General features: G+C 65.7%; 22 protein-coding genes. 5 read left to right on the top strand and 17 right to left on the bottom strand.

Annotated features, from left to right (window positions below; genetic code table 11):
• Window positions 1–23: 23 nt before the first annotated feature.
• On the bottom strand, window positions 24–470 hold the full coding sequence (gene lpqS, locus H7I57_RS34095) for a putative copper homeostasis (lipo)protein LpqS (RefSeq protein ID WP_013470195.1): 447 nt from the start codon (window positions 468–470) through the stop codon (window positions 24–26).
• Window positions 471–1,060: 590 nt separating this feature from the next.
• Entirely contained in the window at window positions 1,061–1,936 is an 876-nt protein-coding gene (locus H7I57_RS32510; protein ID WP_013470194.1) for a polysaccharide deacetylase family protein, read from the bottom strand.
• 279 nt (window positions 1,937–2,215) lie between these two features.
• Between H7I57_RS32510 and H7I57_RS32505 the strand changes: the two genes are divergently transcribed.
• On the top strand, window positions 2,216–2,677 hold the full coding sequence (locus H7I57_RS32505) for a DUF2752 domain-containing protein (RefSeq protein WP_013470193.1): 462 nt from the start codon (window positions 2,216–2,218) through the stop codon (window positions 2,675–2,677).
• 96 nt (window positions 2,678–2,773) lie between these two features.
• Here H7I57_RS32505 and H7I57_RS32500 read toward each other — a convergent pair whose 3' ends face one another.
• Complete coding sequence (locus H7I57_RS32500; RefSeq protein ID WP_013470192.1) at window positions 2,774–3,211, bottom strand: cupin domain-containing protein; 438 nt, start codon at window positions 3,209–3,211, stop codon at window positions 2,774–2,776.
• 356 nt (window positions 3,212–3,567) lie between these two features.
• On the opposite strand from H7I57_RS32500, the gene H7I57_RS32495 reads away from it, so the two are divergent.
• A complete protein-coding gene (locus H7I57_RS32495; protein ID WP_013470191.1) occupies window positions 3,568–4,029 on the top strand; it encodes a transglycosylase family protein in 462 nt (153 codons plus the stop codon).
• Between the two features lie 78 nt (window positions 4,030–4,107).
• Here the strand turns inward: H7I57_RS32495 and H7I57_RS33675 are convergent, their stop codons facing one another.
• A complete protein-coding gene (locus H7I57_RS33675; protein ID WP_013470190.1) occupies window positions 4,108–4,842 on the bottom strand; it encodes a response regulator transcription factor in 735 nt (244 codons plus the stop codon).
• A 552-nt stretch (window positions 4,843–5,394) separates the two neighbouring features.
• Between H7I57_RS33675 and lnt the strand changes: the two genes are divergently transcribed.
• A complete protein-coding gene (gene lnt / locus H7I57_RS32485; RefSeq protein ID WP_041789268.1) occupies window positions 5,395–7,038 on the top strand; it encodes an apolipoprotein N-acyltransferase in 1,644 nt (547 codons plus the stop codon).
• On the opposite strand, the gene H7I57_RS32480 is transcribed toward lnt, so the two are convergent.
• A complete protein-coding gene (locus tag H7I57_RS32480) occupies window positions 7,001–7,144 on the bottom strand; it encodes a hypothetical protein (RefSeq protein ID WP_013470187.1) in 144 nt (47 codons plus the stop codon). The genes lnt and H7I57_RS32480 overlap by 38 nt on opposite strands.
• A 316-nt stretch (window positions 7,145–7,460) precedes the next feature.
• On the bottom strand, window positions 7,461–8,465 hold the full coding sequence (locus tag H7I57_RS32475; protein ID WP_048468753.1) for a M23 family metallopeptidase: 1,005 nt from the start codon (window positions 8,463–8,465) through the stop codon (window positions 7,461–7,463).
• Between the two features lie 261 nt (window positions 8,466–8,726).
• Here H7I57_RS32475 and H7I57_RS32470 point away from each other — a divergent pair, with 261 nt between their 5' ends.
• Entirely contained in the window at window positions 8,727–9,719 is a 993-nt protein-coding gene (locus H7I57_RS32470) for an esterase family protein (RefSeq protein ID WP_013470185.1), read from the top strand.
• Between the two features lie 127 nt (window positions 9,720–9,846).
• Here the strand turns inward: H7I57_RS32470 and H7I57_RS32465 are convergent, their stop codons facing one another.
• From H7I57_RS32465 to H7I57_RS32420, 10 genes are all read right to left on the bottom strand, one after another.
• On the bottom strand, window positions 9,847–10,791 hold the full coding sequence (locus H7I57_RS32465; RefSeq protein ID WP_013470183.1) for a M56 family metallopeptidase: 945 nt from the start codon (window positions 10,789–10,791) through the stop codon (window positions 9,847–9,849).
• Window positions 10,788–11,177, bottom strand: a complete 390-nt coding sequence (locus H7I57_RS32460) for a BlaI/MecI/CopY family transcriptional regulator (protein ID WP_013470182.1) — start codon at window positions 11,175–11,177, stop codon at window positions 10,788–10,790. Before H7I57_RS32460 ends, H7I57_RS32465 begins: the two co-directional genes overlap by 4 nt.
• 158 nt (window positions 11,178–11,335) lie before the next feature.
• Window positions 11,336–12,091 (bottom strand): L,D-transpeptidase, encoded by a 756-nt coding sequence (locus H7I57_RS32455; RefSeq protein WP_372510499.1) that lies wholly within the window; start codon window positions 12,089–12,091, stop codon window positions 11,336–11,338.
• Window positions 12,092–12,399: 308 nt separating this feature from the next.
• Complete coding sequence (locus H7I57_RS32450) at window positions 12,400–12,600, bottom strand: hypothetical protein (protein ID WP_085978087.1); 201 nt, start codon at window positions 12,598–12,600, stop codon at window positions 12,400–12,402.
• Between the two features lie 220 nt (window positions 12,601–12,820).
• Window positions 12,821–12,973 carry a hypothetical protein gene (locus tag H7I57_RS32445; protein ID WP_013470179.1) on the bottom strand — a complete coding sequence of 51 codons (153 nt, stop codon included), beginning with the start codon at window positions 12,971–12,973 and terminating at the stop codon, window positions 12,821–12,823.
• Window positions 12,964–13,368 (bottom strand): hypothetical protein, encoded by a 405-nt coding sequence (locus H7I57_RS32440; protein WP_174546032.1) that lies wholly within the window; start codon window positions 13,366–13,368, stop codon window positions 12,964–12,966. Before H7I57_RS32440 ends, H7I57_RS32445 begins: the two co-directional genes overlap by 10 nt.
• Window positions 13,369–13,497: 129 nt before the next feature.
• Window positions 13,498–14,400 (bottom strand): M56 family metallopeptidase, encoded by a 903-nt coding sequence (locus H7I57_RS32435; protein WP_234713826.1) that lies wholly within the window; start codon window positions 14,398–14,400, stop codon window positions 13,498–13,500.
• Window positions 14,397–14,822: a BlaI/MecI/CopY family transcriptional regulator gene (locus tag H7I57_RS32430; RefSeq protein ID WP_013470176.1), complete on the bottom strand. Its 426-nt coding sequence runs from the start codon at window positions 14,820–14,822 to the stop codon at window positions 14,397–14,399. Before H7I57_RS32430 ends, H7I57_RS32435 begins: the two co-directional genes overlap by 4 nt.
• Window positions 14,819–15,442 (bottom strand): TlpA family protein disulfide reductase, encoded by a 624-nt coding sequence (locus H7I57_RS32425; RefSeq protein WP_013470175.1) that lies wholly within the window; start codon window positions 15,440–15,442, stop codon window positions 14,819–14,821. The genes H7I57_RS32430 and H7I57_RS32425 overlap by 4 nt, the downstream gene beginning before the upstream one ends.
• Window positions 15,443–15,444: 2 nt before the next feature.
• Window positions 15,445–15,939: a hypothetical protein gene (locus H7I57_RS32420; RefSeq protein ID WP_013470174.1), complete on the bottom strand. Its 495-nt coding sequence runs from the start codon at window positions 15,937–15,939 to the stop codon at window positions 15,445–15,447.
• Window positions 15,940–16,539: 600 nt separating this feature from the next.
• Between H7I57_RS32420 and ripA the strand changes: the two genes are divergently transcribed.
• Window positions 16,540–17,961, top strand: a complete 1,422-nt coding sequence (gene ripA / locus H7I57_RS32415) for an NlpC/P60 family peptidoglycan endopeptidase RipA (RefSeq protein WP_013470172.1) — start codon at window positions 16,540–16,542, stop codon at window positions 17,959–17,961.
• Window positions 17,962–18,050: 89 nt separating this feature from the next.
• Here ripA and H7I57_RS32410 read toward each other — a convergent pair whose 3' ends face one another.
• Window positions 18,051–19,565, bottom strand: coding sequence for a multicopper oxidase family protein (locus tag H7I57_RS32410; RefSeq protein ID WP_041789258.1), 1,515 nt, complete (start codon window positions 19,563–19,565; stop codon window positions 18,051–18,053).
• Between the last annotated feature and the right edge of the window lie 247 nt (window positions 19,566–19,812).

Here is a 19,812-nt window from a genome sequence, read left to right as displayed (position 1 = left end):
GCGGTCGGTCTGGCGCTGCCCGGTCAGCGCCGCGAAATGCAGAAGCGGGCCAGCAACTGGCGGCCCGATACGACAGGGCCAAGTCCACGCGGTGGACCGCGCACCGCTGCCCAGATCCCGTGCCCGCGGTACAGCCACGCCGCCGCGACGGCGACGGCCAACCCCAGAGCCACCAGCACGGTGGCGACCCGCGGCACCACGGCGGTGGCGAAGGTGTCGGGTGAGATCGCCGCTGAAGCGTGTTGAAAATGTGGGTGGTCCATCACCACAGCAAACTCGTGAGACACTGCTGTCGTCACTGCGTGAGGACCGTGGTCATCTGGACCGTCCGACCACGGCAACGCTACGTCACTGCCGATAAGCAGCACCCAGAAAACAACCGCCAGCGCTAACGCCGACTGCAGTCGCTTCCTCGTGGGGGCGTCGTTGTACCTCACAATGTCGCCCACTGTAGCAGCTTGTACGGGCATCCTCCGTAGGTCCCCAAGTCGAGTCCATGTCGTTACGCGCTTGCGATTCGCGGATGTGAACCGGCCGAGCAGGCGATATATGCCGACTATGTGATCTGCATGACTATCTCAGTGCGGCAACTCTTTTCACTAATTGTCTATGTGCGACAAGCTTGTGAAACTCATATGCGCAGTCCACCTACTGTTCTGGTACGTAGCAATCAGCTGGCGGCAAGCGTGACGACTCCCGAAGTCGGGCCTCGACTGCCACCGCGCCCTTGCGTGTCGTATCCGCCATGTCTCACTGGCACCCGCAATCCCATTATTAACAGGCCGGTGGCTGGGGCGGTGCGGCGATCACGCGCATCGGCAAGCCGCTAGCCCATCCTGTGGCACCGCTCAACGGGTACAGAAATGCCCCATAAAGGAGCTCAGCCCCACACAGATGGGCGATTGGGGGCCGCTCAACGCGAGTATCCAGCTAACTTTTGCGCACGGGTGTGAGTGTTAACTATGCGGCCGTATGGGCGTCACCACGCCCGGGCGCGACAATCACCGGTTGACTGGGCGGATGCGGTGAGCCGCCGTCAGGATCCGGGTGTCCTGCTGAGCTACGCCGGTGGACCGCCCGGATTCTGGTTGGGAATGTCGGTGATGGGCAGGTTGGGCGCCGGTTTGGGTGAGGGGGTGTCGGGCAGTGTCGGAATCCGGTCGGCGGGAATGTCGGCGATCGCGTTGGCTGGCGGGCCGTTTTCCCGGCCTCCGTAGCTGCTGCCGGGTGCGCGGTCGCCGAGCAGGTGGCTCACGGTCACCATGTGATAGCCGTTGGCGATCAGTACGGGAAGAAATTGATACACCAGGTCGACTGTGCTGGAGTAGGTGTCGTGCAGTAGCACCACCGAGCCGGGTTTGATTTGGGTTTTGAGCATGTAGGTGGTGGCTGCCAGGTTGGCGTCGTTGATCCAATCGAAGGGAATGACGTCCCAAAGGATTTCAGCCAGACCCTGTTTTCCTGCTTCGGCGCGTACGGCGTCGTTGGATAGTCCGCCGGCCGGGCGGTACAGGTTGGGGGCGTGACCCGTTGCGGCCGCAATCGCCTCGGTGGCTTTGCGTAATTGGCTGGGGATATCGGCGACCGGGATGGTGGTCATGTTGGGGTGCTCCCAGGTGTGGCTGCCAACCTCCATGCCGGCGTCGGCGATGCGCCGTGCCGCGTCGGGGTCGGCGGCGACCTTGTTGCCGATGAGGAAGAAGGTCGCCTTGGCGCCTTGGTCGGCCAGGACTTGGAGCAGCCGGTCGGTGAAAGGTGTCGGTCCATCATCGAACGTCAGGGCCACGCACTTGTATTTGGCGCAATCCACCTCGTCGGCGCCCAGCCGCTGTTGGCCGCGCGCCCCCTCGACCATGAACGCGGCCACGATCACGATCACCGCGACCAGCACGCCCAGCTGCCACCACAGGCCCTCACTAAAACGCCGCAACCGCATTCAAGGCACCTTTCCGCGCCCGCTTTTCCTGCCGGCGCGCTGTTACTGAGCGCGACCGTAAATGGTTGCAGGGCGCCCTGTCCAGCCAGTACTGGCAGCCGATTCACATGCTGGCGCGCCGTCCTCCGCAGGCGGGTACCGGAAACCGTTGTCCTCGCATGCTTTAGTCCGGTGGGAGTCGGCGACCCCGCCTGTGTCGATGCGGCCCCACAGCTTGCTGGTGCGGCAGCTCGACGGACTCGTACCATGGCGGAAGTCCAGCCAATCGCGGGAGACCACATGGGCTTCATCACTTCATCGGCCGCTCGTCCAGGCCGGTGGCTGCCCGTGTCGCTGACGGCGCGGCGACCGGAATCGCCGGTGTGGACATGGTTGGCGCTGGCCGGGTTGCTGGGCGCGCTGGTGCTCGCCGTGCTGGGGGTTCCGCCGGTCGATATCCACGGGCCGCTGCATTACGCCGGCATCATGGATCCGTTCTGCGGCGCAACACGATCGGTGTATCTGACAATGCACGGTCAATGGGAGGCCGCGCTGCGCTACAACCCCGCGGCTCCCCTGATGCTCGTTGTGGCGGCCGGCTGGGTACTGCGCGGCGCCGCCGGGTGGTGGACCGGACGCTGGATGCAGGTCCGAATGCCGCGTCGCGCCGTGATCGCGGTCGCTGTGGTGGCGTTAGTTGCGCTCGAGGTCCGCCAGCAGTCCAGCGTGGCCCTGCTGACCGCACCATGGACGGGCGGCTAGCTCTGTGTCAAACAGGGGATGGCGCCGGCGGCCGTGATGCCGCCGCCGACGCACATACCCCGCAGCTGATCGTTAGCACCAGCTGGCCGACACGATTCAGGATCCGGGCGGCGTTGTTGCTCCGGCTGCTACGCGACGGCCCTGGCGCGCAACCAGTTCGTCCTCGTCGACCAGAACAAGCATCGGCTGACCTGGCGCGCACAGCATCGTCACGAGGAATCGCACCGGGATGTCCGGGCGGTTGTTGGCGTCCTGGTAATGGATCACGTCACCGCCGGGTTCCCAGAACGCTTCGCCGGCTTTGAGCACGCGCGGCGGCTCACCTTCCAGCTCGAACAGGATCTCGCCTTCGAGCACATAGCCAAACGCTGGTCCGCCGGGGTGGCGGTGTGGCGGGGCGCCCGGGTCGCCCGGCGGGTACTCAATCACCACGGTCATCACCTCCGCGCCTTCGGGAAGTGCCGGCGGTGTCGCGGTCTGTATGACGGTCAGTGCCGTCTGCCACGCGGTGCTGCGCTCGGGGTTGTTCGACATCGTTGTTCTCCTCTACTTATGCGAGTCCATATTGCTCTCCGGTACGTGGTGAGAGTCCATAACGGACCGTCGAACTCAGATTGGTGGGTCACCGACAGCAAGCGAGCCCTTGGACGTCCGTAGTCCGTCCGTAGTCCGTAAGTCGTTCACGCGCTAGCCATGTATGCGCAGGCATGCCCCGGGGGCGCTGATTGGCGCTTCGGCATGCCGGCGTCGGACTGTAAGACATTTGCCACCCTTTTCTCACTGTGGCACCACTAGTCACGCCAGTATCGGAAGTGCAATATGGCCACAGTGTTGACTTAAGCACCACATCGCAGCGGGCGGCTCCGCGCCTGTGTCGGGGAAGGACCACGATGAGGGCAGTCTGCAGGTTTCTCACCGCCATCGCCGTCAGCGGGGCGCTCGCGGTCACCGCGCATGCCGTCGATCCAATATCGGCCTACGCCAATGCGATCGATTGGGACGCCATTGCGCAATGCGAATCTGGAGGCGACTGGTCGATCAGCACCGGCAACGGATACTTCGGCGGGCTCCAGTTCCAGCCCTCGACATGGGCAGAGCATGGCGGTCGAGGCAATCCCGCCAACGCAGCTCGCACCGAGCAGATCCGCGTCGCCGAGCGTGTAATCGGCACGCAAGGACTGGGGGCGTGGCCGGTCTGCGGCCGCCAGGGAGTTGAACACGTCGGCTGGTACGTGCCTATGCGCCCCACCGGATGCCAAGCCTTGGCCGCCAACATGTTTGGCATTATCGATCTGCGCCAACTGTGTCAGACGCTGACCAGTCCGGGAAGGATCGTGCTCGGCGGGGCCTGACCGTCGGGTAGTCCGCGACCACCGCGGGCGTCCGGATTGCGCAGCGGCGCAGACCACGATTGGCCGTGCGCATCGCAGCTAGACAGCTAAACGGTAGCCGATTCCGCGTACGTTCAACACCAGCAGTGGTCTGGCGGGGTCGTCTCCCAATTTTCTGCGCAGATGACCGATGTGCACGTGGATGTTTGTGATGCTGCCCGCCCAGCGCGATCCCCACACCGCGTCCAACATCTCTTGACGGGTCGTCACGGCGCCCGGCCGTTGAGCCAGCATCGCCAGAATCTCGAACTCCGTTCGGGTCAAGCTGATCTGCTCGTCGGCAAGGAAGACCTCGCGCCGCGCAATATCGACGCAAAGCCGCCCGAATACCTGCCTTGCTGGCGGATTCTCGGAATACGACCCGACAGTGTGGTCCGCCGGCGACGCATGCAAGCGGCGCCGGATTGCCCGTATGCGGGCGGCAATCTCACGACTGGAGATTGGCTTGGCGAGCACGTCGTCGGCTCCGGCGGCGAGCCCAGCGATCGTAGTGCCCTCATCACGTCGTGCGGTCAACATGGTGATATGGCCATCAGATAGCGTGCGCATCCGACGGCACAGCTGCATGCCGTCGCCGCCGCGCACATCGGCATCAAGAAGGATTATCCGGGGCTGCAAATTCTTGGCCGCGGTCAGTGCTTCATCGCAGTTGTCGGTGACCACCACCGACACCTCCTCAGCGCGAAGGTATTCGGCGAGAAGGTCAGTCCAGCCGGCGTCGCCATCGACAACGAGCACTTGCTGCGATGGTGCGGTGGGTGCGCTGTTATGCACCCACTCAATACTGCCCTACTACGTATTTCGTAGGTGGCCGGCGCGCCCGGTGCCGCGCATCTTCAACAAATCTTTATAGAACAACGATTGATTCGCGACATCGTTGGATCGGTCGCGCGATGACTTGCCGGCTGCCTTGAGGTTTATGACCGCGGCAGCGGTCAGCGCCGGTAGCGGGCACGGCGTCCGAGACGAACTCGGCTGAGCGGCGCAGCGCACCGCCGTCATGACGCGCACCGTTATCCTGGCTGCTTACTCCGACATACTTCCCATCGGGCATGTGGGAGGAGACCAGGCGGACATCTTCCGGCTCCATGTTCGCGAAGTCAGGCAATCTGACGACAAGTGTGTGCGTGGCAGGCATACCCGCGAAGATCGCCGGTCCTCAAGTTCTACTGTCAAGACTAGTACTAGCTGAGGTCGTAGATTGTTGAGTGACGCCACGATGTGATGGCGAATCCGATGAGGACGGTGGTAAATGGTGTACAGACCAGGGATCGCGCGTGGCGGAGTCAGTCATCGTCTGCGCAGTGGTTCTGCGTGGTTTGGGCCGTGCGGGAAGTGAGCGCCGACGGTGGTTGTGTGCTGGGTCGCCGGCTGGCCAAAGCAGCCGGCGCGGTGGCCGCAGGGCTGCTGGTGGCGGCGAGTTTTCCACCGCTGGGCTGGTGGCTCAGCGCGATCGTGGGCCTGGCGCTGTTGGCGTGGGTGCTGGCCGATCCGTTGACCGGCGTAGCCGGCGGCTTCGGGTACGGTCTGTTGTTCGGGTTGGCGTTCTATCTGCCGTTGTTGCCGTGGGTCGGCGCCCTGGTGGGCCCGCTTCCCTGGGTGGCGCTGGCCGTCGTGTGTGCGCTTTTTCCCGCCATATTCGCCGTGCCGGCCGTGCTGCTGCGCGGACGGATCGGGTGGCCGTTGTGGTGGGCGGCCTGGTGGGCGGCCATCGAATGGCTCAAGAGTGTGTTTCCATTCGGCGGTTTTCCCTGGGGCGTGGTCGGATTCAGCCAGGCCGACGGCCCGCTGGCCGTGTTGGCGCGCGTGGGCGGGGTGGCGCTGGTGTCGTTCACGACGGCGTTGGTGGGCTTTTGTGTGGCCGGCCTTGCCCTGCTGGTTCGGCGCTCGGCGAGCACCGATCTCAGGGTCACCGTCGCGGTGTGCGTTGTGTGCCTGGCGCTGGTCACCGTCGGCAGTGCGGCGATGGCGCCCCTGGTGTGGGCCTCAACCGGGCACGGCGGGCCCTCGGTGACGGTCGCTGTGGTGCAGGGCAATGTCCCCCGGCTCGGTTTGGATTTCAATGCCCAGCGCCGCGCCGTGTTGGACAACCATGTCCGCCAGACGCTGCGACTGGCCGACGATATCCGCTCCGGGCGAGCCGCCCAACCGCAGTTCGTTATCTGGCCGGAGAATTCTTCGGATATCGATCCGCTGCTCAACGAGGATGCGGGGCGGCAGATCACGCGGGCCGCCGGGGCGGTTGGCGCGCCCATTCTGGTTGGCGCCGTCCTGGCTCGGCCCGAGTGGAGTCCATCGACGCCGGTCAGTGCCAACTCGGTGATCGTGTGGGATCCGGTCAGCGGGCCGGGACAACGGCATGACAAGAAGATCGTTCAGCCGTTCGGTGAATACCTGCCCTGGCGTAGCTTCTTTCGCCACGTTTCCGATTTCGCCGACCGGGCCGGATACTTCACGGCGGGCGCCGGCAGCGGCGTCGTGCAGGCGGGCGGGGTGTCGGTCGGTGTCACCACGTGCTGGGAGGTCATCTTCGATCGGGCCGCGCGCGAGGCGGTGCTCAACGGCGCGCAGATGCTGGCGGTTCCGAGCAACAACGCGACGTTCAACGAGCAGATGAGCCGCCAGCAGTTGGCATTCGCCAAGATCCGGGCCATCGAGCACGGGCGCAGCGTTGTTGTGGCGGGTACGACGGGTATCAGCGCGGTGATTACCCCGCAAGGGGAGGTCGTGGCGGGCACCGGCTTTTTCGAGCCTGCCCACCTGGTCTATCGAATCCCGTTACAGGCCAACGTCACTGCGGCGACGCGGTGGGCGGCGCAGGTGCAGTGGGCGCTCATCGCGATCGCCGCCGCTACGCTAACCGCGACGCTGATCGGCCGGATCCTCACTCCCCCAGGCACCGCGGGTGACATTGCCGGTCCGGCACGCCGCGTCAACGGCTGGGTTTGGCCGCCCACCCGACGAGCATGAAGCCGGCGAGCACCAGCATCCCTGCCATGGGATAGCCCAGCAGCAGATCCTGATAGCCCACGATGCGCAACCGTGCAAGGTGCGTGTAGACGTGCACGAGCGCCATCACCGAGCCGACACCGACGAGCAGCCAGCCCAGCAGTCAGCGCAACCGTTCACGCCGATATTCCGGCGTGTAGATCGACGGTTTCCGGCTGCGCGGCAGCCGCCGCTTGGGGCTCATGAGTGACCGGCCTTCCCAACGAGTACGAAGCATCATAGTACTACCGTCATTAGTACCTCGGTGCGGATAGGTGCGTGGCCGTCGACGATTCGCTCAAGTAGCGTCCGTCGCGTTATCGATGGTGCCCGAAAGGGTGGGTAGCCAACGGCTTCGACAGTGGTGCGTTGCGCTGAGCCGGGCCTTAAGCGCAGGTCAGTGCCTAACCGACGAGATCTCCAAGGGTGAGGCCCCGCGCGGCCAACCACGGTGCAGGATCGACACGGTCGGTGCCGTTGGCGTGCACTTCCAGGTGCAGGTGGGGTCCGGTGGAGTTTCCTGTGCTTCCCATCGTGGCGACCTGGTCGCCGGCCATCACGCGCTCTCCGACGTTGACGGTGGTGCTGTTGAGGTGAGCGTACAAAGTGACTGTCCCATCGGCGTGGCGCAGCTTGACCCAGATACCGAAGCCCGACACAGGTCCGGCGGCGGTGACCACGCCGTCGGCGACGGCGTAGATTGGTGTGCCGGTCGCGTTGGCGATGTCGATCCCGCTGTGTAGCGTCCCCCAGCGGTAGCCGAATCCAGATGTGAGAATGCCCCGGGTCGGCACGACGAACAACGGCCGCTGCAGCCGTGCCTCCCGTTCGGCGCGCTGCTGGGCGAAAGCGACACCGCGGGCGAATTCCTCGGCCGCCACTGCTGGATTGACCGACGGAGCCGCCGCGATCACCTGCATCCCGCCGCCGCTGGCGTCAGTACCGGTGTGTAGAACAGTTGCTTCGGCGGTCATCACCGCCGGCCCGGAATCCATGTCTGCAGCGCCCAGTGCGGATTGGGCGGCCGCGCCCACCGCGCCGGCGGCCATCGCTGCGATCAGAACACGGCTGCGCTCCGCGCCCGCGACGACGTTGCGGTGGCGCCCTCGCCGCGGTGGTCGCATCGGACCGCTGGAGTGCCCCACAGGCGGTAGCGGTCGGTGGCGCACTCCGGCGGGGTGCCGAGGGACAGGCCCGAGCAGCCGCAGCGGTGCTTGATCAGCGTCCAAGTCGAGATCGTCGCCCAACTCGCGGGCGTGTATGACCTGGAAGTCTTTGTCGAACGCGCAGTGCTCCCGAAACATGAGTTCAGCGAGTGCGCCGAACTCGTTGAACGGAATGACCTCGGTGATCTCGGCGTCCCAGTCGGTCGCGTGGCGCGGCTGCGCGGGCCAACGCTGCTCAGCCAATCCGGGGACCTCCGCGCTGTGACCAAATCGTTACTTTGGATCAGGTGACTTAACCAAACTCACCGCCCGGTGACAAGCGATTCGACGAAACTCGTTACCCACGAACGCTTTGGGGCGCCTTCGAGGCACAGCTCGAGCCAGCCCGCCGGGCTGGCGGCGGCGTCATCGGCGCCGGCTTGCGTGGAGTCCGAGCCAGTTTAGTACTATTCGCGATAGTAGTTTTCCTGGAGCGCTGTGCATGCGAACAGAGAAGGAATCATTGTGGAAGCGTTGAGCCTGGCTGATGTATCGCGTCGCGTGTTGGTGGTGGCGTCAGTGGCAGTTGTGGTGCTGACCACGATGAGCGTCCTTGGCACTGCAACCGCGCGGGCGTTTTCTCGTCCGGGCCTGCCGGTCGAGTACCTGATGGTTCCGTCAGCGGGGATGGGACGCGACATCAAGGTTCAGTTCCAAAGTGGCGGCCCTAACGCGCCGGGCGTTTATCTGCTTGACGGCCTTCGTGCACAGGAAGACTTCAACGGCTGGGACATCAACACCGCCGCCTTCGAGTGGTATCTCGACTCGGGCCTGGCTGTGGTTATGCCGGTCGGGGGGCAGTCCAGCTTCTACAGCGACTGGTACTCACCAGCTTGCGGCAAGGCCGGCTGCTCCACCTACAAGTGGGAGACGTTCATCTCCAGTGAGCTGCCCAACTACCTCGCCGCCAACAAGGCCGTCGATCCCACCCGGAATGCCGCGGTGGGCCTGTCGATGGCCGGTTCGGCCGCATTGGTGATGGCGATCTACCACCCGCAGCAGTTCCAGTACGCCGCATCGCTTTCGGGCTTCCTGAACCTGTCCGAGGGCTGGTGGCCGATGCTGGTCGGCATGTCGATGGGTGACGCCGGCGGCTACAAGTCCAAGGACATGTGGGGCGAATCGAGTGACCCGGCGTGGAAGCGCAACGACCCGATGGTCAACATGGCCCAGCTGGTCGCCAACGGCACCCGCATCTGGATCTACGCCGGTGACGGCAAGCCGTCCGAACTGGACGCCGGCATGAGCTCGGGCAACCTGTTTAACGCGAAGTTCCTCGAGGGCTTCACACTCCGGACGAACAAGACGTTCCAGGAGACCTACATCGCCGCGGGCGGTAAGAACGGCGTGTTCAACTTCCCGCAGAACGGCACCCACCAGTGGAACTACTGGGGCGCACAGCTCCAGCAGATGAAGCCCGACATCCAGCGGGTGCTCGGCGCTTCCCCCACATCATGAAGAGGGTTCTGGGGCTGCGCTGGATGCGGGGGCAGAACCTCGCCGGAAAACGGTGCCATCCCCCGGGCTCGGCACCACCCGCGCCCAAGAAACGACACATGTCTTTCCACGCAGCGCTAACAACCAGCTAGACGCCGCACATAAAGACCCCAGATACGCCGAGCACAAGTGTGCCCAGCGGCGCGATGGCAATCATCGCTGTCGCGCTGGTAAGAGCGGCCTGCGTACGTACGCGGACATGATTCGCCGGCGGAAGGGCCAGTCGCTCAGCGCGATTCAACACCGCGACATCGGCGGCGCCCAGCGCGGCAGCCGGCGCGCCTGCGGCCAGAGCCATCAACCCGGTGAGCAGGGCACGCTTGCCGTGCCGGCGCGCGGCAGCATCGTCGGCACACATTTCTAACAACCGTGATATCTCGGCGGCACCGCGCGTCATCAGCGCAAGGCGGGGAAAGACCAGCGCCAAGCCGCGCAACGCCGTGACGATTCTGGGGTGGTGCCCGTCAAGATGGGCGCGTTCATGTGCGAGCACCGCTGCGAGTTCGCGCTCGTCGAGAGCCGCTACTGCTGCGGTTGTCACCACGATCGCAGGTGGCTTTCCTGCCACGCAATACGCGGTGCGCTCGGCGGCGTCGACGACATACACGTCGCGTTCGCCGGTCGGGCGGCCCACCAGTCGAACAGCTTCTGCATGCTCGTAAGCGTGCGCACGCAGCCGCCCAACGACGCGTACGAGCCGGATGCCGATGACGGCGACGGTGCCCACCACGGCAACCGCCGAAGCCAGCAGCATCACTTGGGGTGCGCTACCCGCCTTGCCCGCAGCCAGATCACACAGCAACCGGACGCAGGACACAACGAATGAGCCACCGTCGTGCCAGTGCGCAACCACGTCGACGATCACGAGCACAACAACGGTCAGCCAGGTGAGCAGGACACTGCCGATCGCGATTAACCAGGCCGCCACTCCCGATCGGGGAGCATGCCCGGCACGGGTGAGAAAGCCCAACGCCGGTGGTCCGAACACAATCACCGCGACGCTGTAGAGCAGCAGGCACGCCGCGACGTTCACCGCTTCTTGGCCCTGCTTGACCGCCTCGCCAGCCGCCGCAACGCTTCCCTGAGTCGCTCGGATTCCTTGGGGCCGATCTGCTCGATAAAGTAGCTGAGCACCAGTTCTGAGCGGCCTCCCCCGTCGAGCGCGTCACGCATCAACCGGGCGGTGTGTTCCTCACGGGTCAGGGTGGCCCAATATCGGTAGGCCCGGCCATCGCGTTCGCGCTCGAGCCACCCTTTGTTGTACAAGTTATCCATGGTCGACATCACGGTGGTGTAGGCAATACGACGCTCGCCCGAGAGCTCTTCGAAAATGTCGCGCACCGTTACCATCTCGGGATCGTGATTCCACACGCGATCCATCACCACGGCTTCCAGCTCGCCGAATCCTCGTACACGCACCGTTTCGCCTCCAGCAATGTCGTTGCCGAGCCTACCTCGCGCCGCACGTTTCCCCGTGGTGTGACGCGGAAAATGTCAGCGGGACTGCCCGTGTAACGCGCGTTTGGTCACCGGGTGACGGTTTGGACGGCCCGCGGATTTTGCCGTGTGAGCGTGGCTTAGCTCTGGACGATCACTGGGTCGCCGACCTTGACAGTGTTGAAATACCATTCGGCGTTCTCGGGACTGAGATTGATGCAGCCGTGGCTGACGTTGGCCGAGCCCTGCGACCCGACCGACCACGGTGCCGAATGTACGTAGACCCCGCCCCACGTCACCCGCACGGCGTACTCTCCGTCGATCAGGTAGCCCTCGGGGTCGTCGAGGGGAATTCCGATGGTGCGCGAATCGAAGACCACGCTGCGTTGCTTCTCCAGCACTTTGAAGGTCCCGAGCGGGGTTTCGAAGCCCGGTTTACCCAGCGACGCGGGCATCTCGCGCACCACTTGGTCGTCGATTTTCACTGTGAACGTGTGGGCCGAGACGTCGGCTACGCCCACCACCGCCGCCCCGGTGGTGAATTCGGTTTTCATGCCGCCGACGCGCAACGTGACCGTCGAATGCGCCGGCCAGAACCCGTCCGGATTCCACTCCACGAGACGATCGGTCAGCCAAGTGAATTCACCGTCCACCGGCCGCGGCGCGCCGACGGTGATGCTGCGCTCGGCTGCCGCGCGGTCGTCGACGGGCCCGCTGAACCCGACCAGCACCGGATGCCCAACTCCTACAACCTGGCCAGGACCTGGACGCACCATCGCGACTTGGCCGTCCATGCCCGATGCTGCGGTCGCTCCCGACTTCGCCGGCGGTGGCGCCACTGCCACCGCGGCGGCCGTGACGGTCAGTATCAAAAGCCCGCGAAGCGTGCCGTGCACGAGCCCTCCCTTCACCGCGGTGCGCAACTAGCACCATGTTACGTATGTACTACGTATGCCGCTGTGCGGCGCGCTCGTGTTACACGCGGCTATAGATGATCTAGCGACACTGCGACTTGGCCGCAGCACATGTTCTGGCGGTCACGCTAAAACGTCGACTAAATTCCTTGGTACTACCCGTGATAGCAGCCCTGCCCGTGTCAGCAGTGACGGCACTGCTTCAACCGTTGTCCTGCAACACCATTGCGCCGCTGACGCCGATTGCCTGGCTCGTGGACGCCCTATGCGCGTTCACGAAGCTGATCACATCACGGGTCTGCCGGGTGGCGACTTGATCTGGGCGGCACCGATTGCAGGCCTATCAATAGCAGGCCCACCAGGACTAAGAGCACGGCCATCGGAAAGCCGATCAGCAGATCTAGTGCCCCGACGACCCGCATGCTCGCCAGGTGAGCAATCAGATGGGCAACGGCCATTGCCGAGCCCACCACAACGAGCACCGAGCCCACCGCGCGTCTGAAACGCGCCCACCGGCGCGAGTTTCGATTCAGCCGCCGGGATCCAGCCTGGTATGTGTCGCCTGGCGCCATGGCGCTCCTGTTCCAACGCGGCCGATTATCTACTATCGAGATTAGTACTCAGCATAGTGTGGACCGGGTAGGCCCTCGGCGGGTCGCAATACGGACGTGGTCTGCCACCGGCGTTTGGCAGCCTCTTCGTGGCATCAACTCATTCGGGCGCGCCGGCTGCGGTCACCGCAGTGGATAGCTGGCGCTCGGCCAGGCGAGTGAGCCGCTTGAGGTGATCACGGCTGTACTTGAAGCCAGCCGAGCGCACCTCAATGATGAGCGGCCCGTCACGGGCCGCGATGGTTACACCCATTGGGCCGACCAACTGTCTCGTGACGATAGCCAGCGCATCTTCACCGACATAGGGCCGCCCAGCCCTACAGAGCCGCGCGAGGATCGAAGGCCCTCGACGAGATTGATGAAGGCCGTGAAGGCGCCCTCATCGGTTGGGTAATCAGCGACCGCCACGGTGAGCTGGACCATTGCGGTCAAGTCGCTGAACTGTGATCGCCGCGTTGCTTGTGGCGTACCCGGCGCCTCGGGATCCACACCTGTGCGAGCCATCCGGGTCATCATCGGGAATTCTTGGCGCACAACGGATAATGAAAGGACTTCGTTAGCAGGCAGCGCAGGTGGTGCCGCGGCATTGCGGTCCAGCAGGGTGTCCAGAATAGGGTTGGCACAGCCGCTGAGGATCGCCGCCGACACAACGGCTAGGGCCAGAGCGCGGCGGCCGCAGCGTCGGCCGCACAACATACTAACTACGCTAGTACTGGTTTTCTGCCGACAGAGGTGCTGGGTTATCGCTCCACGGTTGGAATGTCACGTCCGGTGTCGTCAGCCGGCGGTGCAGGACGCTAGCCCGGTCAGGGCGGCGAAGGTGAGGAGCGTGGTCATGCCCAGCACGAGCGCTGCCCCCCAGGCGGCGTTTGAGCCGGCGATGCGCCCCGCGGATGAGCGGCGCCCGTCGAGCCGGGCCAGTCGCAGTTGGATGCACTCGCTGGCGATGCCCAGTGCGGGCGCCGGTGCGGGAGCGCTCTGCAAGGTCTGCAGCGCCCGGTGCAGGCCCCTGGGGCCGTGGGAGCGGGCGGCGTGCGCGTCGGCGTCCAGTTCGACCAGTGTGCGAACCAATGAGGGTGAGTGACGCATCAGGGGCAGCCATCCCAATCCCGCGGCGGCGGCCTGGGCGACGGCTATCAGCAGATGATGGCGTCGGCGCACGTGGGCGCGCTCATGGGCTTCCACAGCGCGCACGGCTGCGCTGTCGAGGCACTGCCGCAGTCCGGTGCTCATCACCACCAGCGGCGGGGTGCCAGCCAGGCTGTAGGCCAGCGGCTCGGTCGCCGGCAGCCACAGCACCGCGCCGGCGTTGGGGCTGTGGCCGGTCAGCAACCAACCCAGTTCGACGTGCTTGTCGTGCAAGCGACGTCGATGCCGGCCGATGCGGCTCAGCTGCCAACCTCCGCGAATGGCGGCGGCGCCCAGCGCGGCAGCACTGAGGATTCCCGCGACGGTATCCACTCCTCCGGGCGGACCCGCGTGCAGCGCCAGCCAGCACCGGTGCAGCAGTTCGGCCAGCCCTGGCAGCGCGACCGCGGCGAGCGTGACGCATACGAGCACACCCCACAGCACCAAGAGCACCGCGGCGTCGGTGCCGCGGCGGGTCAAGGCCCGCAATATCGGTGGTGTGAGGACACCGACGGCGAGGCCGCCGACGGTCCACCACATCACTGCGGTCACCGTCGTCGGCCCCGTTCTTTGAGCCCGCGGGTCAAGGCCCGCGATTCGGCGGTGGTGGCGCTGCGCGCGAAGTGCAGCAGCGCCGCGGCGGGGTCGCCGCTGTCAGCGAGTAGCTCGCGCAGCGCGTCGGTGGCCGCCTGAATGCGGTCGCGGGTGGCCTGATAGCTGTAGGCGCGCCCGTCGAGCTCGCGGCTCAACCATCCCTTGCGGTAGAGGTTGTCCATCACGGTCATCACGGTTGTATAGGCGGGCTTGCGGAGGGGTTCGAGTTCGTCGAGGACGTCACGGACCCGCACCGCGTCGTCGGTGCGCCAGACCACGTCCATGATCGCCGCCTCCAACTCGCCCAGCCCGGGCAACGGCCGAGTCTGGCGTGCTGCGGTGCGCCGCGATGCCCGGCTGGTCGTCTTGCGGGCTGTCATGGTCTCTGCCTTTCCCCAAGCGCGGCGGCGACGGTTTCGGTGACCTCGTCGACATCGCGAAGCACCTGCATCGGCAGGCGGCGCACGGAACCGTCGGTATCGACAAGGTAACTCAGCGGCAGCAGTTGCGGTGCCCGCAACGCGCCCGCGACCGCATCGGCGTCGGTGAACGACGGATAGCCGATATTCAGGTCGCGGACCAGGGCCGCAGCCGAGGACGGCCGGTCGCGCACATCGACACCGATAACCCGCACCGCGCCTGGGGTGTCGGTGTAGGCGTCGAGCACCGGCATCTCCTCGCGACACGGTGCACACCATGACGCCCACAGGTTGAGTAGTGTCGGCGCGCCGGCTACGGCTGCACCCACATCCACCGGCTGCGAGGACCCCAGGCACCGGGCCATCACCCCGGACAGTGTCGGCACCGGCGAGCCGCCGGGCAGTGGCGCCGGGCACGGCGCGGCGCCAGCTTCGGTGGCGGCGGGGTCTGCGCGCGCCTCCAGGTGGTTCTCTGCCAGTCGCTGCTTCGCCGGCGCGGACACCGGGTCGTGACTGATAAGTACACCAGCGACGGTGGCCGCCGCGACGGCGACCAACCCAGCCAACGCTCGACCCCGCACCGCTAGCTGTCGCGCTCGGGCGCTGGACCGACTGCGGTCACCGGATGCGACGGTACTCCCTCGCCTCCCACTGGGCAGGAACGCAATGTCGTTACCCGCCGCCACAACGCCCACCCCAGCACTGCCAACGACGCCGCCGCGATCGCGGGCTGAATCGGCGCCCACACGGTAAATGCCCCGCTGACGCCGACGGCGGCCACCACCAGTTTGTTACACACCGGGCAGCCCACCGCCAGCACCGAGCCGACGTTGGCCAGTATCCCGGCACGTCCCGGCGCCGCGGATACAGCCGCGCGGCCATGGACATAGGTTGCCGCCAGCACACCACTGAGCAATGCAGTCAGCGCCCACGCGGCGTAGCTCCACCACGGCACCGGCGTCATGCGAACGAAAAAGGGGTTGGCCAGCAAGGCGCTGGGAACGCCCACCGCCACAGCGACAACTGCGGCCGCCAACACTGCGACGGCGAGCTGCAGCCACACCACACGACGCGCCATCCTCTGACCACCATCCCGCACGCCCAGTCCCACAACGTTCCTCAGCTTAGTACTAATCCTCATAGTATTTAACGGTGCGGGTGATCGTGCGATACGGCCTTGTCGCCGGCTTGCGCACCGATGTGGGTGGCCGGTGCGCGGTCAGCGCCGCAATGCCCACGTTTGCGCTCACCACGCTCCCAGCACCGCGGTGATCAGTAAAACGGCGGCAAGCACAAAGACTTTGAGCCGAAGATCGATGATCAAGCTCATCCTCCCTGTGTCCGATTGGGCATGTGTCACTGGCCGAGACATCCCGGCCACCCCTAACTACTATCCTACATAGTAGCTACGTTGTGTAGGCCCGCGCCGCCGACGCCCAGCAGCTGCACTAGGTCACCGTTCGATGCGGATGACTCAACGGATCGCGCACGTGCCAGGCCCAGACCGTTATCACAATGAGACTGTGACCCATGTTTCCAGTGTGACAGTAGTGATGTACGTTGCGTGTACGTACTGGACAACTGCTTACTGGCTGGAGCCGTAGCTGCGCCAGGGGAGCTCTGACGGACGGCCGGCCGACGGTGATACGCCAGCGCCCCCGCTAAGGGAGATCATGTGATGAGGCCCCTACGCCACTGGGTCAGCCGCCTCACCGCCGTGACGATCGGTGTTGCCGTGCTGGCCTGTGGTGGTGGCGTCACCGCGCAGGCCTCCCACAATGGCACCGGCCATTCGGGTTCGGAGATCTCCGTGCTGGTCGCCGACCTCGCGCAGGCCAATCAGCGCCTGGCTGACATCGGCGCGCAGATTCAGGGGCAGCAGGAAGGTGTTAACAAAGCCCTGGTGGAGGTTGCCAACGCGCGTGATGCTGCCGATGCCGCGCGCCGCGACGTGCAGGCCAGCGAGCAAGGGATGGCCGATGCGAACGCGGCGATCGCCGCCGCTCAAAGGCGCTTCGATGACTTCGCCGCCGCTACCTACGTCAACGGCCCACCGCAAGCGCTGGTTTCGGCGGCCAGCCCGGAGGACATCATCGCCACCGCCAGCGCCGATCAGACCCTGGCGCTCAGCCACCGCAACGTGCTGACCGATCTACAGCGCGCCCGTACCGAGCAGGCGAATCGGGCGTCCGCGGCGCGCGCGGCCCAGCAGCGCGCCGACCAGGCAGCCGCCGATGCCGAGCGAAGTCAACAGGCGGCGGTGGCCGCCCTGACCGAGGCGCAACGCCAATTCGGTGTCCAGCAGGCCGAAGTCGATCGGCTCGTCGCCGATCGTGACGCCGCGCGGGCCCGTCTCGACGCCGCCCGTCCGGCGCCCTCACCGTCAACCCAGGCGCCTGCGAACGCCGCGGGCGCCGAGTCTGCGGCTCCGGATCGGTGGGACCGGCAAGGTCCGGCCGGGGCACCGGCGCCCGCCGACACCGGTCAATGGGACACCACTTTGCCGATGGTGCCCAGCGCCAACGTAGCCGGGGACCCCATCGCCATCGTCAATGCGGTCCTGCAGATCTCGGCGACCTCGGCACAGGTGACCGCCGACATGGGCCGAAAGTTCCTGACACAACTCGGGATCCTGCCGCAAGCCTCCGCACCCGCCGACCCCGGATTCACCAACGGGCGCATCCCGCGGGTGTATGGCCGCCAGGCAATGGAATACGTGATCCGCCGGGCCACGTCGCAGCTGGGTGTGCCCTATTCCTGGGGCGGCGGCAACGCGAACGGACCATCCCGCGGCATCGACCAGGGCGCCAACACCGTCGGATTCGACTGCTCCGGACTGATCCTGTACGCCTTCGCTGGTGTGGGCATCAAACTGGAGCACTACTCCGGCACGCAGTACAACTCCGGACGCAAGGTCCCCTCATCACAAATGCAACGCGGCGATCTGATCTTCTACGGCCCCAACGCAAGCCAGCATGAATCGATGTACCTCGGCAACGGGCAGATGATCGAAGCGCCCTACACCGGCTCGGTGGTTAAGATCTCGCCGGTACGCACCAGCGGCATGATGCCGTATGTCACCCGACTCATCGAATACTGAGAGCTCTCGAAGCTTTCCGGGCTGACATGACCGTTCGCCGCTGAGGGCGGCTGTTCGATGTGAGCCACCTTGTCACCGCCGAGCTGCGGTCAGTTGATGTAGTTGAGGCTGGTCATCATCCCGGCTTCCTGGTGATAGGTGTTGTGGCAGTGCAACATCCACTCGCCGGGGTTATCGGCGACGAACGACACGCGCAGCTGCTGCATGGGCAGCACGATCACGGTGTCCTTGCGTGCGCCGGGGCGCCCGTTGGTGGTGAGCACCTCGAAGGTGTGGCCGTGCAAATGCATGGGATGCCACATCATCGAGGTGTTCTTAAATGACAGCGTGACGCGTTGACCCTCACGGACTTCCAATGGCCGGGTGTTGGAGAACCGCAGACCGTTGATCGTCCAGTCGTAGGGCATCATCGACCCGCCCAGATCGGCCGGCAGCTCCACGTCGGCGCGCGCAGCCGGCAACGCCGCACCCGGGGCAGCGCCGAACATGTCAATGGTGCCGACACGACCCTGCAGCTCCGGAGGCGCATAGTCGGCGGGCGGTGGCGAACCCGCCCCGCTGACCAACAGTGCCCGTGCCGACGCGTTCTTTCCTTCCGCGGCCGCAACGAGCGGGAAGACGCCGTCGCGGGCGGTGACCACCACGTCGTAGCGTTCCCCCATCCCGATCAGCACCGCGTCAACTTCGGTGGGCACGACCGGAAAGCCGTCGGTGTGGGTCACCGTCAATTTGTGCCCGGCCAACGCGACCCGAAAGGCGGTGTCCGAGCCGGCGTTGATCAGCCGGATCCGCACACGCTGACCAGGCTTGACACGAAAACTGCTGGCGGCCTTCGGAATACGCCCGTTGATCAGATAGTAGGGGTAACTGACGTCTCCGGCGTCGCCACCGAGCAGTGAGCTGCGGCCCGCTCCCCCGACCCCCGGAACGGTTCCCCTTCCGGGCATGCCCGGCATGTCGCCCATCCCGGGCATGTCGTGTCCGCCCATTGAATTGCGAAGCCCGTCATAGATCTGGGCCGGGCTCGATCCGACGCCGTCGGTCCAGTCGTCGAGCATGACCACCCACTCGGCGTCATAGCTGCCCGGGTCGTTGGGGTCGTCGACGATGACGGGGAAGTACAAACCTGTGTCAGCGTCCAGTCCAGTGTGCGGATGAGCCCAGTAGGTGCCTGGATATGGAACGGAGAACCGGTAGGTGAAATCACGGCCGGCGGCAATGTCCGGTGTGGCCGGCGACGCGCCATCCATGTCGTTGCGCAGCGCGATGCCGTGCCAGTGCACCGACGTGGTGCGGTCGAGCCGGTTGCGCAGCGTGACGGCCAGTTCGTCGCCCACCGACGCGCGCACCAACGGGCCCGGAACCGTGCCGTTATACGAGACCGTCTGCGCCACCGTGCCGCCGAGATCTACACCCGTGCGATCCGCGGTGAGCGTGGCCGACACGGTGCGCCCGCTGTGCGGGCGGCGTGCCTCCGCGCCGGCAACCGCGTTATTGGGCACGACGACGGTGCTGCCGCGCGAGCACGCGGCCAGAGTCGCCCCGGCCGCCACCGTTGCGGCAAGAAAGCTTCGCCGACTCCACTGCCCGCGCAGTTCAGCCATTACCCGCACGCCCCTGTCGCGACTCATCTTGTCCGGGTTTGTCGCCGCGTACACCCCCATCAGAGGTGGCGACTCGGCGACTTTGGCGACCGCCCGCTGCGCCGAATAACGTCGCCGTGGCGACAACGACGAGCCCCCAACACAAGACCAGTACGCCGGTCAGCGCCAGCCAGAGCTGCCAGTCCCCGGCGGCGTCGAACGCCACTGGCGCCCATCCCATACTCATAGCGGCCTCCTTCGCTGACCA

The sequence above is a fragment of the Mycolicibacterium pyrenivorans genome (assembly GCF_025821625.1).
Classification (GTDB): Bacteria; Actinomycetota; Actinomycetes; order Mycobacteriales; family Mycobacteriaceae; genus Mycobacterium; species Mycobacterium pyrenivorans.
This window is presented reverse-complemented; position numbering and strand designations above follow the sequence as displayed.

Coding starts and splice junctions, on each gene's coding strand:
- lpqS (WP_013470195.1), bottom strand. CDS start 470: ATGCCCGTACAAGCTGCTACAGTGGGCGACATTGTGAGGTACAACGAC.
- H7I57_RS32510 (WP_013470194.1), bottom strand. CDS start 1,936: ATGCGGTTGCGGCGTTTTAGTGAGGGCCTGTGGTGGCAGCTGGGCGTG.
- H7I57_RS32505 (WP_013470193.1), top strand. CDS start 2,216: ATGGGCTTCATCACTTCATCGGCCGCTCGTCCAGGCCGGTGGCTGCCC.
- H7I57_RS32500 (WP_013470192.1), bottom strand. CDS start 3,211: ATGTCGAACAACCCCGAGCGCAGCACCGCGTGGCAGACGGCACTGACC.
- H7I57_RS32495 (WP_013470191.1), top strand. CDS start 3,568: ATGAGGGCAGTCTGCAGGTTTCTCACCGCCATCGCCGTCAGCGGGGCG.
- H7I57_RS32480 (WP_013470187.1), bottom strand. CDS start 7,144: ATGGCGCTCGTGCACGTCTACACGCACCTTGCACGGTTGCGCATCGTG.
- H7I57_RS32445 (WP_013470179.1), bottom strand. CDS start 12,973: ATGGGTGTAACCATCGCGGCCCGTGACGGGCCGCTCATCATTGAGGTG.
- H7I57_RS32430 (WP_013470176.1), bottom strand. CDS start 14,822: ATGACAGCCCGCAAGACGACCAGCCGGGCATCGCGGCGCACCGCAGCA.
- H7I57_RS32420 (WP_013470174.1), bottom strand. CDS start 15,939: ATGGCGCGTCGTGTGGTGTGGCTGCAGCTCGCCGTCGCAGTGTTGGCG.
- ripA (WP_013470172.1), top strand. CDS start 16,540: ATGAGGCCCCTACGCCACTGGGTCAGCCGCCTCACCGCCGTGACGATC.
- H7I57_RS32410 (WP_041789258.1), bottom strand. CDS start 19,565: ATGGCTGAACTGCGCGGGCAGTGGAGTCGGCGAAGCTTTCTTGCCGCA.